Source organism: Magnetospirillum sp. 15-1, from assembly GCF_900184795.1.
In the GTDB taxonomy this organism is placed as follows: domain Bacteria; phylum Pseudomonadota; class Alphaproteobacteria; order Rhodospirillales; family Magnetospirillaceae; genus Phaeospirillum.
Window position 1 is genome coordinate 195,528 of the sequence record NZ_FXXN01000022.1, and the last position, 15,439, is coordinate 210,966.

Consider the following 15,439-nt stretch of genomic DNA (forward strand, 5'->3'; position numbering starts at 1 on the left):
ACGGAAAGTGCGCCCGTAGCTCAATTGGATAGAGCACCAGACTACGAATCTGGGGGTTGGAGGTTCGATTCCTTCCGGGCGCGCCACTTTCCTTAAAGTCTTACAAGCCATTAGCCAACAAGACCCCGCACCCCTGGTGGCGGGGTCTTGGCTTAATAGGGCTGTAATAGGGGCGAGTGGTTGCAGGTGTAGCGCGCCACATGGTTTTGGAGCCGGGGACACATGGTGTTGTAGCACTCGCGTTTGAGTGACATTAGGGGGGCGGAAATTAAACTGGGATGGAGTGGATAGAATTAATCTGGAATGAATTTCTGAAAAATTCAGTTATTTCATGGTGGTAGAGTGATTTTCGAGGTGCCGCAATAGGGTCCGCAATCGCTGTGATTGGTGCAGTGGTGCGAAAGCTAATGAATGGCGTGTTTCCGCCATTCTTGATGCAGGAAGCCCCTTAAGGGTATCGATTGGTGCAGGGATTGGTGCAGCAAAACGCAGCCTCTTCCGAAGTCACCCCGATTAGCCTTTCTTCTGGTTTCGCAGCCGTTCCCGTACCTTGAAAGCTTCAGGGCTAAGGGTATGATTTTTTCTTTCATATTCGATGAATTTTTCAGGAGGAAAGCCGAACTCATCGATGAGACTGCGCTTTCTGCGCACCATCTGCGGGTATGTAAGTTGTATTGACGCTGCAATTCCTTGAGACTCGGCCAATATGGCCTCCTCCGTCATATTAAGAAGTGTCTCTTCGGCATAACTAGACATTATTCCGCGAAACATGCTTTCGCTTATTATGTTTATAACGTCAAAATCAAGAACCTTCAGATCATCTATAAACTCTTCTACTGATATCTTGCTGTTGGCCCCAAACAAGATGTATTCCGTTGTCTTGCCAGAAGCGAATCCAATGGATACAACATTCTCCATTGGAACATATCCTCTCGCCTTCCACGATGACACTGTCTTATTTGATACCCCTAATACGTCGGCTAACTCTTTGTCATTTTTTACCCCAATAGAATCTTTCATTCTCTCAATCACCGCAGATGCATCGATATTCGGGAGGCTCAGGGCCATAGTACGCTCCATGTCTGCGTAGAGAAGACTAATCCGTTGACAGTCTGCGCTGTGCAGACTTATGTTAATCCGCATAGTGCAGATTAACACCAGGACACGGCCCGATGAAAGCCCCACCCATATTGCCGTCAAAAGATACGCTCCGTCGGGTCCGGGCTGGATTTGTGGTGAAAGGGACATCGCTAAACGCTTGGTGCAAAGGAAATGAAGTCGTCCGCCGCACCGCAGAACAAGCCCTGACCGGAGAAAATGTCAGTGAGCGGGCTGCCACGTTGTTCCAAAGGTTGATTCACGATGCGGGAGTCGGAAAATGACTCCCAGCGACCAACTTTCCGTATTTTTTACCAGCGGGGAGTTTGGCCATGTCGCTGGCCTTAAAGCGAGAGCCGCCATCCTGGCTCTTTCTCGCGCCCATTCCGGCAAGACATGGCGCGGCCACACCCTCTCTGTGATTGCGCAGAGAGGCCGTGGTGGGGCATCCGGCCTCAGCTACCTCGTCCGCATCGACAGTCTGCCGCCGGAACTGCGCATTCGCGCTGAGGCGATGTTCGGCACTGTCACGGACGACGACGATTCCGCCCCTCTTGCTCTTTCCGCCCCGGCAACGGCCACCTCGCTCACCGTCCAAAATCAAGTGTCTCCCTGTCTGCCTGCCATATCCGCCAGTACGGCGGCGGCAACGCGGGAATGGGAATGGAAGCGGGAAATCATTCATCCGGCGATGATTCTGCCCAAAGGCTCACCCGGGCGCGGGGCGATGATCAAGGAATTGTCCTCGCGCGGCTTTCTGGTTCCCGGTGGCGGATACCGGACGTTCAGCGAGTCCACCCTTCGCGGTTGGCTGAACGGATATGAGGCGAAAGGGATTGTCGGCCTGTGCCGCAAGCCTCGCGCGGATCGTGGCGAAGATCGGGTGGTGATTTCGCGGGCCTGGGACGATGGGGTGCCATTCTCTGCCGAGGCGAAGGTGAAAATCGCCGCGAAGCTGGTCACCTATGTGAAGAGCGTCTGGGCGGCGGCAGGCGGCGGTAAGGGCAAGGGTGCGGCCAAGGGTGGCGGCGGATGGAAAATTTGCTGCCGCCTCGCGACCAAGGAATTGATCAAGCTGACACGAGCCGCTGGCCTTGATCTTCCCACCGCTCACCTTCTGGCCTTGTGCGAGGTGCCGCGCGGCTTTGTCGAGCCGCACCGCAATTACGCCATCATTGCCCTGAAGGACAAGGACGCCAAAGGGTTCTTTGATACAGCGGCGCCGCGCACCCGCCGGACCCGAGACGGCATGGTCCCCATGGAACTGGTGGTGGGGGATGTTCACCACCTGGACATCTATTTGCGCCGTGAAGACGGATCGCTGTTCACCCCCAAGATCATCGCTTGGTGCGATATCGCCACCAACCGGATAAGGGCAACCCTGCACTTTGTCCCCAAGGGCAAGGGCATTCGCCAGGAGGATGTTATTTCGTCCTTTATCGAGATGACCCAAGACCCGGCCTGGGGAATGCCACAGGCTCTCTATCTCGACAATGGCGGCGAATATTCAAAGCTTGGCTTTGTCGATGACGCCATGAAGCTGGCCAGCTTGGCGCAGTGCCAGGGCTTCCGTCTGGGCAATGTCACCGACGATCCCGAGATAAGCGCCTTGGCGAAAAGAGCCGCCAACGCACGGCGCAAGATGGTCGTGAACGCTCAACCCTACAACGCACCGGCCAAGCCCATCGAGGGCCTGTTCGCCGTGCTGGAAGGCGGGGCCTTCGCCATGGTGCCCGGCTGGATCGGCGGCAACCGCATGACGGCGAAGACCAAGAATGTCGGCCGTGAGCCAACGCCCTTCGAGGGATCGGAAGCTGATTTCCGCCAAGCTCTCGCCACGTCATTGGACTATTACGAGACGACTGCGCAGGGTGGATCACTCAAGGGAAAGTCACCGCGCGAGGCATTCACGATTGCCGTGAATGCGGGATGGATGCGGACGGATGTTGACCCCATGGCGCTTCATGCGGTGTTTGCGACGAGGCAGCCCCGCGAGGTCATGCAAGGCGAGTTCACTTACAAGGGAACGTCATATCGGGCACATGAGCTTCTGAAGCTCTTGCCCGGTTCCAAGGTCACCATTTGTGTTCCCCATGTTGGCGACAGAAACCGGATTCCCGTCCTCGACGAAGACGGTAGTTTTCTGTGCATCGCCGAACAGGCTCCGTTGTACGGCTTCCTTGATCCGGCTGGCGCGAAAGATCGCGGACGCCGCGTCAGGGCCCAGAACAAGGCAATCACGGCCATGGCCCGCGAGGTCGATGACCTCGACCTTGTTGCCGAGATGGGTGAGGCGTCTGCCCTGCACCTACCCGCACCGATTCCGGAGAGCGCCGGGACCATCCGTCTGTCCGACGACATGGAAGCCATCGCTCAAGCCACCAAGCAGCTTCCCGCCCTTCGGGCCGAGGCGCAAGACCCCCAATACCGGGAGCGTCTGGCCCGGCGGGCGACGCTGGAAAGGCTTGCGGCGGCGGGATGAGTTTGACCGGCGGGTGGTGAGACACCCGCCGGTCCTAACGCCGGAGAGAACCCGGCATCAACCAGTGAGGTAGGAATGGCTGATATCGTTACTTTACCAGCGGCAGGCCGGGAGGAAAAGCCCGGCTTCTGCCCCACCCCAACGGCGCAAGACATTGCTTCTGCCCTGACGATCTGTTGCAAGCAGCGGAAAATGGGCTGCGTCGTCGGTGCGTCGGGCGTCGGCAAGACAACCGCCATCGCCAATTTCGCCGAACAACATCACTACGTCATGCAGTGCCGCATGACCAGGGCAGCGGGAAGGCTCCAGCCGGGATTGGTGCGGATCGCCACGGCTATGGGCGCTTACGCCACGGCCAACATGGGCAGCGCAGAAATCTACGACAATATCTTGCGCCATCTGTCCTACCCCAGAGATGCGCTGCTGATTCTGGACGAGGCGCAGCACATGGACGATGACCTGCTGGAATCTGTGCGCGACCTCTACGATGAAAGGCCGGTCGGAATCATGCTGGTGGGCAGCGCCGAACTCACCGACCGCTGGGAGGCCAAATCCGCCGCCAAACGCCGCAAGTGGGCGCAGCTCACCAGCCGCCTGACGGTGCGCCTGGATATCCCCGCCGTGCCGCCGGAAGACATTTCCGCCATGTGCGACCACCACGGAATCGTGGGCAAGCGTTCGCTTGATCTGCTGACCCGATCCGCCACACGCGGCGGCGGCCTGCGCAACGTCAATGAGCGGATCGCCCATGCCCGCAAGCTGGCTGGTGATGGGCCGATCCAACTGAACCACCTGGAAGACGCCGAACGCATTCTCGGCTCGCGGAACTGAGAGGAAAAGCCATGACCATCGATTCCATCGAAGACCTCGACGCAGTCAAGGACGTCGCTAACTTCCTCTCGTTCGTTCTCGATCAAGCTGCCTTCCATAAGTTTGCCAAAGACATAGGCAATGACAATTGCAAGGGCATGTCGAATATCATGGCCTGGATGGTCGAGCGTATCGATGCCTGCCAGAGTACCGCCAAAAAGCAACTGGAAATGTCGCAACTCGATTTTCTGAAGAAGATCGGCTTGCCGCAGGAAGCCTTTGTTGATGACATGGCGCGCAGGATCTGGAGAGACGGCTTTTCTCACGGCCTGTCCTACGCGGGGAAGGAGAGCTGACATGGCTCTTGCCCACAAACAACTCTCCCTGATCCATGTGGCCAAAGCGCAGCTCTGCATGGAGGAGGACGATTACCGCGCCATCCTACGCCGCTTCGGTGGGGTGGAGAGTTCCGCCAATCTTGACCCTTCGGGCTTCGCGCGGGTGATGGACGCCTTCACTCGCCTGGGGTTCCGCAGCGACTTCAGCAAGCGGAACTTCGGCGAGCGTGCCGCCATGGCCTCACCGCGCCAGGTTGCCTTGATCCGGGACCTGTGGACGGAATACACGGGCGGGGAAGGTACTGACGCCACCCTTGGAAAATGGCTTGAACGGACGTTTAAAGTCAGTTCACTGCGCTTCCTGACCGCCGAATGCGCCCCCAAGGCGATCACGGCCCTGAAGGCCATGAAGGCGAAGAAAAAAGAAACCGTGCAGAGATGACGCGCGGCCTCCCTGGGGATTGGCGCTCCTCCCCAGGAGGGTGGCGGGTGACCGGCTCGGAGGGGCGCCTTACCCTCATCGGGATCGTTTCCGGTCCCCGCACGGGCAGCGAAATTTCCGGCGGTCGAACCGATCACATGGTCATTGTCGCCCTGACCTGCTCTGAAATCAATCCAGCCGTTCCAGGCCATTTAGGGAAGAAGGGGCACCCCTTATGCCGCCAATCCATTAAACGTGAAATTAAACGTCCCCAGGGGGGATGGCGGGCATTCCAAGGAGAGGGACCGGGCTTGCAATGACTATGGAGGGGTGCGGACGCTCAAGCGGCTACCGCCTAGCCATTGCGTCCGAACCCTGCGGCGGCTCCGCAAGGGTAATGCAGCCGGGTTGATACTGCAATCCGGCTGCATCAAGCGCGCAAACCCATGGGTAGGAATGCGGGGCTCGCGGCCCTCTCGCCCCGACAAGAGCAACACACAAGCAGATAGACCATAGAGCGGAATACTTCCGCGCGATGGCGGATCAATTTCCGCCTTATTTATTTTGCCTGTTCATGGAGATTGTCAAAGATTTTCCAGAAGGGCGCAATGATCGAGCACACCGCTACCTGTTCCATTTCCCTGCCGACCGGGGCACCTGACCGCATCCACCTCCTGCCGTTCGGCACAAACCGGGGTCGAGACGGACGCGGCCCCTACACCCTTCGGGACAAGGCTCATGCCCACCAGGTGATCGCCTCGACCAAGCTTCATCAGCGTGGGGCCGATCTGCCTGTGGATTATGAACATCAGAGCCAGTTGGCGCCGCTCCACATCAAACCGCGTCCCGCCGCTGGCTGGGTCAAATGGGATAGCCTGGATATCGGCCCCAATGGCATCTGGGGCATTGTCGAGTGGACGGCTACAGCCGCGCAGCACTTGGGCGAACGCGCCTACCGCTATCTCTCGCCGGTATTCACCCATACCGATGACGGGACCGTGCTGCGGATCGTCGGCGCGGCCCTAACCAACTTCCCCAACCTCGAAATCACCGCCCTCGCCAGCCAAGGAGCAATCATGCCCGGCGATACACTGACCAGTGCCAAGGCCCTGTTGGGCCTCGACGGCGCCGACGACGCGACGTTTCTCAAGACCTGCGAAAACCTCGCCAAACTGATTCAGGCGTTCGTGACGCATCTGGATTTGCCGCCCGAAACCGGGGCCACCGGGGTGCTGGACGCCTTGATGCGGAAAACAGCCGCCCCCACCACAGCATCCCAGACTGCGGAGATCGTTGCTGCGGCACAGGCTATCCAGGCGATTGCCAGTCAGGCCGAAACCTACCGGCAACAGACTTCCCAGGCCCAGGTGGATAAGGCGGTTGCCGACGCCATGGCTGCCGGAAAACTCAGCCCGGCTATGAAGCCCTGGGCCATGGCCCTTGCCAGCCAATCCCCGGAATCGTTCGAGGGATTCGTGCAGTCCATGCCCGCGCTTTTCGCCGGCTTGATGAAATCCGATTTCCAGGGCCGCCCGGCGGTCCCGTCGAACGCCCCTTCCGGCACTGCCGGGCTGACCGCTGGTCAATTGGCCGTGTGCAGCCAGTTGAGCGTTTCCCCCGAAGACTACCGCAAGCTCTTGGAAGGTTGATCCACCATGGTCGTGTCCCGCTCCGGCGCTTCGCTCGCCGACATTTTCACCGGCTTCAAACTCAACTTCAACAAGGGCTTCGACGGCGCCAAGTCCACTATCTCTGTCGTCGCCATGGAAGTTCCCAGCACGGCGTCCGAGGAAAACTATGCGTGGCTGGGCAGTTTCCCCATGATTCGCGAGTGGGTTGGCGACCGCATCGTCACCAACCTGTCCGCCTGGAAATACGCGATCCGCAACAAGAACTTCGAATCGACCGTGCGGGTTCCCGGCAACGAGATGGAGGATGACCAGTACGGCCTGTTCGCCCCGCTCATGCTGGAGATGGGGCGCGAGGCTGCCATTCATCCCGACCGCATGGCCTACAACCTGCTGAACACGGGGTTCGCCTCTCCCTGCTACGATGACCAGAATTTCTTCGATACCGATCACCCTGTCGAAGATACGAACGGCCAGACCACCATGGTCAGCAACATGCAAGCGGGCAGCGGACCGGCATGGTTCCTGATCGATGCCAGCCGCCAGTTGCGCCCGCTGGTCCATCAGAAGCGGCGCCCCTATCGCTTCGTCAGCCTGGACAAGCCAAACGACAACAACGTGTTCTGGCAGAACGAATACATTTACGGCTGCGACGGGCGTTCCAATGTCGGCTTCGGCCTGTGGCAACTGGCGTTCGGCAGCAAGGCCGACCTGACCCACGAAAACTACGAGGCCGCTCGCGCAGCCATGGCGTCGCTAACCCGTGATGGAGGCTACAAGCTGGGAGTGGCTCCCACCCACCTGGTGGTGCCGCAGGAACTGGAGGGCGCGGCACGGCGTATCGTCAAGAACGCCACCCGCGTGATTACCGTGGGAACCGCCCCCGACACCTCGGACGTCGTGATTTCCAACGAGTGGCAGGATACCGCCGAATTGCTGATCTCGGCTTATCTGTAGGTGGTGCGTCATGGATGCAGCCCCCGACTTGTCCCTGTTTCCAGGCCTTCTGGGAGTGCTCGCACGGTCGGGATTCGTCGATGATGCGTTGAAACTTGCAAGGGTCTGGGGCGGAACCAAGCGGTACATTCCAGAGACCCCCTGTAGTACCAGCAGGATATGCCAGATTATTCCCCTGGAAGCGGCGCTGGCCCTGGTGCCCATTTATGGGGGCAACAGCCACGATATCCCAAACATGGGAGGTAAGGCAGGCCCTCTGTCCAAAGTGAAGCAGCGCCTCAAACGACTTGATCATCTTCCGACAACCGATGCCGCCCGAGAGGCCGGTTGCACCGCACGATACGTTCGCATGATGCGGCGGGAGTGGAAGTGAAGCAAAAACTGAAGAAACCCTACAGGTGGAAGCATGGGGCCTGAACTGGGAGGAGATGCCATTGCCAAAGGTGAATATATATTCGGACGGCGAGGTGCGACAGTTCTTGGATGGCTTGCCTCGCCACTTGACCTATAGCGAAATGGCTGCCTCCTGTGTCCGGCGGTTTGGACAGGCCCGCGCGTGGTCCCGAGCAAAGATCGGGCGCTATTGGGCGGTATTCCACCCGCCCGGTAAAGGGAAGGCATCCCGGATTGACTTTGACCCCGAAGTCCGGGAGTTTGTAGAGGACCGGCTCGGACGCCTCACCATCCGCATGATTCTGGATGGTTGCCGCGAACGGTTCGGGACGGAACGCGCCCCCTCGAAGTCGTCGCTCCACCGGTATTGGCAACGGTCACGAAAACAGAAGCCATCCCACCGGGTATAGGGCCTTCCCGGCCCATCCCAGAATAATTACCGCCGCAGCAGATTAATTATAACCAGACTAGCGGAGAGAAACCGAACCCCCTCCCCCCCCCCTTTCACTCGACCGTCGCTGGCAACAAATTCCACGCCCGCGCCGCCGCAGTCGCCGTTTCCACTAGACGCTACGGGGCGTGGTGGGCGTAGCGCACGGTGGTGGACAGTTGGCTGTGCCCGAGACGCACGCCAATCTCGTTCAACGGCCCCCCGTTGTTGGCGAGGGCGCTAATTCTGGGCGACCAGTTTACGCTCATAGGCCGCAACGGCATCGAGAAACGCCGAACTGAAATACCGGTCGAAGAGCTTGCCGTTCGAGTGTCGATGGTTGACGGTCTCACCCATGGATCGGGGTTGGACCAAGCATTTGTTCCATTAATGTTTCCGATGCGGCCGGGTGCCGCCGACACCACCTGTGACAGCGATGGGAGGCGTCGCCCCCCTGTGATCGTTGATAACCCGATGCGGCAAGGCCCGATAATGTGGGGAAAATCACAGCATGGCCGTATCCGATCGATTAGACTGCGGCATGATTTTTTCGGGCGCGGGAGGAATCAGGGTGCTGCGAAAGGTAACCTGGATGGTTGCGGCCGCGATGTTCGGCGCGATCTCCGCCTGTTCCTCGCCGCCGTCCCATCCGCCCGTCTCCCCGCCGCCCGCCGCCGGCCCGGTCGTCAAGGCTCCGCCGCCCCGGCCGGAGCCCCCGGCCAAGCGGCCCGCCGTCACGGCGCCTGCCAATCTTCATCCCGAGCAATTGACGGGACTGAGTCAGGACGAGACCCAGGCTCTGCTGGGGCCGCCTGCCGCCGAAACCGTCCAGGCCATGGCGACGGTGTGGACCTATCGCCGGGGCGGGTGTGCCCTGTCGCTGGTCTTCTATCCCGAGGTCGAGACGGCGGTTCAGCGCGTCCTTTCCTACGAGTTCAAGGGGAGCGGCGAGGCCGCCGCATGCCTCAATCATCTGCGCGAGGCCCGCACCCGCAATGGCAAATGACCCCTCTCCGTCGTCCAAATTGATCGGCATCGTCGACGATGACCCGCTGTTTCGCGAAACCCTGGCCGGCAATCTGGGCGATGCCGGCTATGAGGTCGAGGCCTGGAACTGCGGCGAAGATTTCCTGGCGGGGCTGGAGGCCGGCATCCGCCTGGACCTGGTCCTGCTCGACTGGAAGATGCCGGGCCTCAACGGGATCGAGGTGCTGCGGCGGATGCGGGCGACGCATATGGAACTGCCCGCCATCTTCCTGACCGTGCTCAGCGACCAGATCTTCGAGGAGGCGGCCCTGCTGGGCGGCGCGGTGGATTTCATCGAGAAATCGCGCAGCTTCACCATCTTGGAGCGGCGGGTCCGGCTTATCCTGAACCGTTCGGCCCCCCTGGCGGCCGATGGGGACGACCCGCTCAGGGCCGGAGAGCTGACCCTGGACCTGGAAAGCCGGCGGGCCTACTGGCGGGGGCAACTGGTGGAACTGACCCTGGGCGAATTCGCCATGGTCCATGCCCTGGCGGCCAAGGCCGGGCGCGATCTCAGCTATCGCGAACTGTACGACGCCGGCCGAGGCAAGGGCTTCCATGCCGGGGCGGGCGACGACGGCTATCGCACCAATGTCCGGGCGGCGGTCAAGCGTATCCGCGAGAAGTTCAAGACCCTCGACCCCGATTTCGAGCAGATCGGCAATTATCCCGGCTTCGGCTATGTCTGGCTGGTGAGCCATGATACGGCGGATTAGGCGGCTTGGTTTCCGGCTGCGCTCCTTCGCGGTCAAACTGGTCGCCGCCGCGTTCATCTTCGCCATCGTGCCGGTCCTGCTGTACCAGCAGTTCAACGCCGCCGAGCATCAACGCAATGCCCTGATGCTCCGGCTGGTGCAGGAGCAGGGGCGGCTGGCCGGCGAGGCGGTGTTTCCGCTGCTCGACCAGTTCTCGCCGCGCAGCGCGGATCGCCTCAATCAGGCGGTGAACCGGCTGGCCGATGGCGGCATCTCCATCAAGGTTCTGTTTCGCCCGGCGGCGAACAGCGGCTCCCGCAATTTCCTGCTGGTGGCCTCGGCGCCCGAGACGGGGGTGGAGGAGGGGCGGGCCGCCATGGATCGCCTGGCGGAAAACGGCGTCCTGACCCAACTGACCGCATCGTGCGAGGGCAACGAGCCGCTGGCCTTGCGGCTGCCGGCGGGGGCGGGCGCCTCCCAGGGGGGGAGCGAATTGCTGACCTATCTGGCCCCCCATGCCACCCGGGGCGGCTGCTGGGTCGTATTGACGGCGCAGCCGACCGGCACCCTGCCGGAGCAGACCATCGGCCAGCCGTACTGGCAGCATCCCGAGGTTCAGGTCGCGGTCTCCATCTACCTGCTCATGGCGGTGCTGGTTCTTTCCATCTTCACCGACGTCTGGCGCAACCTGCACCGTTTCCGCGATGTGGCGCAGTCCCTGGTGCGGGGGGAGGCCGTATCGTTCGCCGCCGAAAATTACATTCCGGAACTGTCCGAGGTGGCGGCGGAATTCGATGCCATGGTCACCACGCTCAAGCGTTCCGAGGCGCTGCTGCGGCAGGCGGCGGAAGAGAACGCCCATGCCCTCAAGGCGCCCCTGGCGGTGATTTCCCAGTCCATGGAACCGCTGCGCCGCGCCGTCTCTCCTGGGGACAGCCGCGCCCAGCGGAGCCTCGACGTCATCGCCCAGTCCATCGACCGGCTGGATGTCCTGGTGTCCACCGCCCGGCGGATCGATGAGACCATTGCCGGCCTGATCGACCGCCCGCGCCGCCGGGTGGAGCTTTCGGCGCTGCTGGAGCGCCTGGGGCGCGGTTATGTCCGCCTGGCCGCCGATCGCTCCATCGGGTTGGAATTACGCCTTGCTCCCGGTCTGGTGGTGACCGGCGACGATGATATGGTCGAACTCGTCGCCGAGAACCTGCTCGACAACGCCCTCGACTTCTCGCCGTCGGGATCGGTGGTGACCATGGAACTGCGCCGGGAAGCCGGCGAGGCCCGGTTCCGCGTTCTCGATCAGGGACCCGGCGTCCCCGAGACCGAGTGGGAGCGCATCTTCGAACGCCACCTGTCGCACCGCCCCGGCACCACGGAGGGAGGGGGCGACCATTACGGGCTCGGTCTGTGGATCGTGCGGCGCAATGCCGAAGCCATGGGCGGCCGGGCCTGGGCAGGCCAGGCCCCCGGCGGCGGCCTGACGATCACGGTATCGCTGCCTTTGGCCCCCTGATCCCGGTCACCGGATTATCACAGCCTTCTCACCCCCCGATCTCGCGGGGAAGCGTATTCCTGTCCGTGATGGGGGCATCCCCCACCCCAATGAAGGAAGAACGCCATGAAATCCCCCGTGAAAAGTCCCGCCATCGCCATCGCTGTTCTGGCTCTTGCCCTGTCGGCCTGCGCCGACATGAGCAACCAGCAGCAGCGGGCCTTGTCCGGCGGCGCCATGGGGGCGGCCGGCGGGGCGGCCATCGCGGCCATGACCGGCGGTGGCAGCATCGTGACCGGCGCGTTGATCGGCGGTGGCGGTGGCGCGGCCATCGGCGCCCTGCTTCCCGACAACTGGCTCGGCCATAAGTCGGCCTCCAAGGAAAGCCGCTAGGAGACCATCATGAACACCCCGTCGAAATCCCTGAAGGCGTCGTTGTCCATGGCTGTCGCCGTGATCCTGCTTGGTGCGGTTTCCGGCGCGGCCCTGGCCGACGAGGGCCATTGGCGGCACGAGAGGCGCGGTTGGCACGAGCACGGCGACTGGCGTGAGTGGCGCGGCCACCATCGCGGCCCGCCGGCGGTCGTCGTCGCCCCGTCCCCCTACGCCTATTTCTACGGGCGGCCGGAAGTGGTCTATGTCCCGCCGCCGGTCGTCTATCTGCCGCCCCCTTCGGGCATCAACATCGTTCTGCCCATCCACATCCGCTGAGGCGGCGGACGAAAACACCCAGAGCCGACAGGAGACCCGCCATGTCGTCAGTATTGAACGCGTTCGCCAGAGTTTCCGCGACGTCCGGTGACATCGACTGGGAACTGCTGCTGTTGCTGGCACGGACGGAGGCCGCCCTCACATGGCCCGAACTGGACCATTCCGGCGAATCCGACCTGTCGCTCCCTGACGGGCTCGACCTTCGCCACCCCGCCGACATCGATTGGGTGTCCCACGTGGTGGAATTCTCCGAGGAGCCCTCGCCCCGGCCCCTGGGATGGGTGTCGACATAGCTCGCTCCCCATCGGTCAGAAGGGCCACCGGCGGTCAGAAGGGCCATCGGCGGTCAGAAGGGCCATCGGCCAGGAGGCGTCGGTCAGGAGTTCGGAATGACGGCCGTCGCTTCCAGTTCGATCTTGCCGGGATGGTCCAGCAGATCGGCGACGAAGATCATGCTCATGGCCGGATAGTGATCGCCGATCAGGGTCCGCCAGATGCGGCCCAACTCGCGACGCGACGCCAGATACTCGTCGCGGGCGATGCAGAACGCGGTGATCCGCACGATATGCTGGGGGCGTCCGCCGGCCGTCTCCAGGATGGCCAGGATGTTCTTCAACGCCTGCTCGAACTGGGGGACCAGCGCGTCGCTCTCGAATTCCTGCTGGGCGGTCCATCCCACCTGACCGGCCAGGTACAAGGTCCGTCCGGGCTCGGCCAGGATGGCGTTGGCATAGCCGATGGGGGCCTTCCAGCCCTCGGGAAGAATGGTGGTGTGCATGATATCTCCTGACCTGGGATGACGATATTAGTTTATGCATCAACTATATTGACGGCAAGCCGGCGGAACAACCCTCTTCCGCCGGCTTGTCGCCCAAGGTGAAAAACTATTGGGCCAGGGTCCACTGCCCGGCCTTGATCTCAAGCAGCTTCAAGGAATTGAGGTCGAGGCCCAGATGGTTGGTGGGCGACATGTTGACGATGCCGCTGGTCCCCACATAGCCCGACGTCTTCTCGATTTCGTTCCGGACCTTGTGCTTGTCGACCGAACCGGCCCGCATGATGGCGCTGAGGGCGATCTGCAGGGCATCGTAGGCATGGCCGCCATAGGTCGAGACCTCGGTCTTGAACGCCGCCTCGGTCTCGCTCTTGAACTTCATGGTCACCGCCTTCTGCGGATCGTTGGTCGGCAGGGCCTCGGCCACCAGCACCGCCGAGGCGGGCAGGCGAACCCCTTCGGTGGCATCGGTTCCGGCCAACTGGATGAAGTTCTTGGAATTGACGCCGTGGGATTCGTAGTAAGGCAGTCCCAGATTGAGCTGCTTGGCGTTCTTGGTGACCACGGCGGCCGATTGTCCGAAGCCCAGGTTGAACACGGCCTGGACGCCGGGAGTGTTCTTGATCTTGGTAAGCTGCGGCGTCATGTCGGCGTCGGAGGCGAAATAGGTTTCGTCGGCGACGATGGTCATGCCGTGGAGCGGAGCCAATTCCTTGGTGGCGGTGCTGGCCGACTTGCCATAGCCGTCATTGCCGTAGATCAGGGCGATGTGGGTGATGCCCCGCTTCTTCATGTCGAGGAACACCTTTTCGGTGGCCATCTTGTCGGTATGGGGGGTCTTGAACACCCACTTCTTGACCGGGTCGACGATGACGCCGCCGCCGGCGATGGAAATCAACGGAATTTCCGCCCGCTCGGCCAGCGGAATGGCCGCCATGGTGTTGCCGGTCAGCGTCGGCCCGATGATCAGGTCGACGTTGTCGGATTCGATCAGGCGCTTGACCAGGGTGGAGGTCTTGTCGGCCTTGCCCTCGTCGTCGTAGACGATCAGGTCGATCTTGCGGCCGAGGACGCCGCCATCCTTGTTGAGCTGATCGGAGTACATCTTCAGGACCTTGGCTTCGGGGTCGCCCAACAGCGACGCCGGACCGGTAATGCTCAGCACCGCGCCGATCTTGATCGGTTCGACGGCCTGGGCGGTACCGGTCCAGCCCGCCATCATGACGATGGCGGTTCCTAGCAATATCCGTTTCCTAGACAGAAATGACATTTCTCCCTCCCGTAGTGTTTATTTCATTTCTCGGTCCTCGTCCTCAGCCGCGCCTTTTTCAGGTCTTCGGCCTTTACATGATGAAGCCGCCGGTGCACATCACCACTTCTCCGGTGATGTAGTCGGCTTCAGGCAAACACAGCAGATAGACGGCGCCGGCGGCTTCCTCGGGGGTGCCGCCGCGGCCCAGCGGAATCATCTTGCTCATGGTGTCGAGCAGGTCGGGGTTGACCCCCATCTTGATCTCGATGCCGTGGGTCTTGTGGCTTTCCTCCTGGCCCGAGCCCGCCGGCTTGGTCATGCGGGTCTTGATCCAGCCGAAGGCGACGCAGTTGACGTTGACGCCGTAGCGTCCCCATTCCTTGGCCATGGTCTTGGTGATGCCCACCAGGGCCGACTTGCCGGCGCCATAGGCGATCTGGCCGGGGTTGCCGCACAGGCCGCCCATGGAGGAGATGTTGACCACCTTGCGCGCCACCACTTCGCCCTTCTCCTTTTCCGCCTTGGTGGCGGAGCGGATGTAGTCCGAGGCGGCGCGCAGCACCCGGAAGGGAGCGGTGGCGTGGACGTCGAGCATGGCGTACCACTGCTCGTCCGAGACCTTCTGGATCACCCCGTCCCAGGGATAGCCGGCGTTGTTGACGATGATGTCCAGGCGGCCGAAGCCTTCCAGGGTGGCGGCGACGATGCGGTCGCCGAAATCCTTGGCGGTGACGTCGCCTACCACCGCCAGGGCGTCGGAGCCCAGGGCCTTGATCATGGCCACGGTCTCGGCGGCCGGGCCGTCGTCCAGGTCGTTGATCACCACCTTGGCGCCTTCGCGGGCCAGCTTCAGCGCGATGGCCTGGCCGATGCCGCGTCCCGATCCGGTAACCAGCGCCACCTTGCCGTTCAGCTTGCTCATGATGTGTCCTCC

16 protein-coding genes and 1 tRNA gene are annotated in these 15,439 nt (G+C 61.8%); 13 read left to right on the top strand and 4 right to left on the bottom strand.

The features are described from left to right. Window positions 1-9 precede the first annotated feature (9 nt). A tRNA-Arg gene (locus CP958_RS08995) sits at window positions 10-86 on the top strand. Window positions 87-513: 427 nt separating this feature from the next. On the opposite strand, the gene CP958_RS09000 is transcribed toward CP958_RS08995, so the two are convergent. Next, complete coding sequence (locus tag CP958_RS09000; RefSeq protein ID WP_170958906.1) at window positions 514-1,068, bottom strand: helix-turn-helix domain-containing protein; 555 nt, start codon at window positions 1,066-1,068, stop codon at window positions 514-516. 310 nt (window positions 1,069-1,378) lie between these two features. Here CP958_RS09000 and CP958_RS09005 point away from each other — a divergent pair, with 310 nt between their 5' ends. The 12 genes from CP958_RS09005 to CP958_RS09060 all read left to right on the top strand — a co-directional run bounded on the left by CP958_RS09005 (window position 1,379) and on the right by CP958_RS09060 (window position 12,771). Beyond that, entirely contained in the window at window positions 1,379-3,580 is a 2,202-nt protein-coding gene (locus CP958_RS09005) for a hypothetical protein (protein WP_096701619.1), read from the top strand. 75 nt (window positions 3,581-3,655) lie between these two features. Then, entirely contained in the window at window positions 3,656-4,411 is a 756-nt protein-coding gene (locus CP958_RS09010; RefSeq protein ID WP_096701620.1) for an AAA family ATPase, read from the top strand. 11 nt (window positions 4,412-4,422) lie between these two features. Then, entirely contained in the window at window positions 4,423-4,746 is a 324-nt protein-coding gene (locus tag CP958_RS09015) for a hypothetical protein (RefSeq protein WP_096701621.1), read from the top strand. Window position 4,747: 1 nt separating this feature from the next. Then, complete coding sequence (locus tag CP958_RS09020) at window positions 4,748-5,170, top strand: regulatory protein GemA (protein WP_096701622.1); 423 nt, start codon at window positions 4,748-4,750, stop codon at window positions 5,168-5,170. Between the two features lie 587 nt (window positions 5,171-5,757). Beyond that, complete coding sequence (locus CP958_RS09025; RefSeq protein ID WP_096701623.1) at window positions 5,758-6,798, top strand: phage protease; 1,041 nt, start codon at window positions 5,758-5,760, stop codon at window positions 6,796-6,798. Between the two features lie 6 nt (window positions 6,799-6,804). After that, window positions 6,805-7,734 carry a Mu-like prophage major head subunit gpT family protein gene (locus CP958_RS09030; RefSeq protein WP_096701624.1) on the top strand — a complete coding sequence of 310 codons (930 nt, stop codon included), beginning with the start codon at window positions 6,805-6,807 and terminating at the stop codon, window positions 7,732-7,734. 1,394 nt (window positions 7,735-9,128) lie between these two features. Continuing rightward, on the top strand, window positions 9,129-9,563 hold the full coding sequence (locus CP958_RS09035; RefSeq protein ID WP_242442812.1) for a hypothetical protein: 435 nt from the start codon (window positions 9,129-9,131) through the stop codon (window positions 9,561-9,563). After that, entirely contained in the window at window positions 9,553-10,299 is a 747-nt protein-coding gene (locus CP958_RS09040) for a response regulator transcription factor (RefSeq protein WP_096701625.1), read from the top strand. The genes CP958_RS09035 and CP958_RS09040 overlap by 11 nt, the downstream gene beginning before the upstream one ends. Continuing rightward, window positions 10,283-11,788, top strand: a complete 1,506-nt coding sequence (locus CP958_RS09045) for an ATP-binding protein (protein ID WP_096701626.1) — start codon at window positions 10,283-10,285, stop codon at window positions 11,786-11,788. Before CP958_RS09040 ends, CP958_RS09045 begins: the two co-directional genes overlap by 17 nt. A 105-nt stretch (window positions 11,789-11,893) precedes the next feature. Continuing rightward, window positions 11,894-12,160, top strand: a complete 267-nt coding sequence (locus CP958_RS09050; RefSeq protein ID WP_096701627.1) for a hypothetical protein — start codon at window positions 11,894-11,896, stop codon at window positions 12,158-12,160. A gap of 9 nt (window positions 12,161-12,169) precedes the next feature. Next, the gene (locus CP958_RS09055; protein ID WP_096701628.1) at window positions 12,170-12,478 is read left to right on the top strand and encodes a hypothetical protein; all 309 of its coding nucleotides are present in this window, start codon (window positions 12,170-12,172) and stop codon (window positions 12,476-12,478) included. A 41-nt stretch (window positions 12,479-12,519) separates the two neighbouring features. Beyond that, complete coding sequence (locus CP958_RS09060; RefSeq protein ID WP_141400478.1) at window positions 12,520-12,771, top strand: hypothetical protein; 252 nt, start codon at window positions 12,520-12,522, stop codon at window positions 12,769-12,771. Window positions 12,772-12,854: 83 nt separating this feature from the next. On the opposite strand, the gene CP958_RS09065 is transcribed toward CP958_RS09060, so the two are convergent. The 3 genes from CP958_RS09065 to CP958_RS09075 form a co-directional block, all read right to left on the bottom strand. After that, window positions 12,855-13,256 (bottom strand): RidA family protein, encoded by a 402-nt coding sequence (locus CP958_RS09065; RefSeq protein WP_096701630.1) that lies wholly within the window; start codon window positions 13,254-13,256, stop codon window positions 12,855-12,857. A 106-nt stretch (window positions 13,257-13,362) separates the two neighbouring features. Next, window positions 13,363-14,523: an ABC transporter substrate-binding protein gene (locus CP958_RS09070; RefSeq protein WP_242442813.1), complete on the bottom strand. Its 1,161-nt coding sequence runs from the start codon at window positions 14,521-14,523 to the stop codon at window positions 13,363-13,365. Window positions 14,524-14,596: 73 nt separating this feature from the next. Continuing rightward, window positions 14,597-15,427 (bottom strand): SDR family oxidoreductase, encoded by an 831-nt coding sequence (locus tag CP958_RS09075; protein ID WP_170958907.1) that lies wholly within the window; start codon window positions 15,425-15,427, stop codon window positions 14,597-14,599. Between the last annotated feature and the right edge of the window lie 12 nt (window positions 15,428-15,439).

Excerpts from the sequence above, each read along its gene's own strand:
- CP958_RS09005 (WP_096701619.1), top strand. The coding sequence starts at position 1,379 with ATGACTCCCAGCGACCAACTTTCCGTATTTTTTACCAGCGGGGAGTTT.
- CP958_RS09025 (WP_096701623.1), top strand. The coding sequence starts at position 5,758 with ATGATCGAGCACACCGCTACCTGTTCCATTTCCCTGCCGACCGGGGCA.
- CP958_RS09070 (WP_242442813.1), bottom strand. The coding sequence starts at position 14,523 with ATGTCATTTCTGTCTAGGAAACGGATATTGCTAGGAACCGCCATCGTC.
- CP958_RS09015 (WP_096701621.1), top strand. The coding sequence starts at position 4,423 with ATGACCATCGATTCCATCGAAGACCTCGACGCAGTCAAGGACGTCGCT.
- CP958_RS09050 (WP_096701627.1), top strand. The coding sequence starts at position 11,894 with ATGAAATCCCCCGTGAAAAGTCCCGCCATCGCCATCGCTGTTCTGGCT.
- CP958_RS09060 (WP_141400478.1), top strand. The coding sequence starts at position 12,520 with ATGTCGTCAGTATTGAACGCGTTCGCCAGAGTTTCCGCGACGTCCGGT.
- CP958_RS09000 (WP_170958906.1), bottom strand. The coding sequence starts at position 1,068 with ATGGCCCTGAGCCTCCCGAATATCGATGCATCTGCGGTGATTGAGAGA.
- CP958_RS09010 (WP_096701620.1), top strand. The coding sequence starts at position 3,656 with ATGGCTGATATCGTTACTTTACCAGCGGCAGGCCGGGAGGAAAAGCCC.
- CP958_RS09055 (WP_096701628.1), top strand. The coding sequence starts at position 12,170 with ATGAACACCCCGTCGAAATCCCTGAAGGCGTCGTTGTCCATGGCTGTC.
- CP958_RS09065 (WP_096701630.1), bottom strand. The coding sequence starts at position 13,256 with ATGCACACCACCATTCTTCCCGAGGGCTGGAAGGCCCCCATCGGCTAT.
- CP958_RS09030 (WP_096701624.1), top strand. The coding sequence starts at position 6,805 with ATGGTCGTGTCCCGCTCCGGCGCTTCGCTCGCCGACATTTTCACCGGC.
- CP958_RS09045 (WP_096701626.1), top strand. The coding sequence starts at position 10,283 with ATGATACGGCGGATTAGGCGGCTTGGTTTCCGGCTGCGCTCCTTCGCG.
- CP958_RS09075 (WP_170958907.1), bottom strand. The coding sequence starts at position 15,427 with ATGAGCAAGCTGAACGGCAAGGTGGCGCTGGTTACCGGATCGGGACGC.
- CP958_RS09020 (WP_096701622.1), top strand. The coding sequence starts at position 4,748 with ATGGCTCTTGCCCACAAACAACTCTCCCTGATCCATGTGGCCAAAGCG.
- CP958_RS09040 (WP_096701625.1), top strand. The coding sequence starts at position 9,553 with ATGGCAAATGACCCCTCTCCGTCGTCCAAATTGATCGGCATCGTCGAC.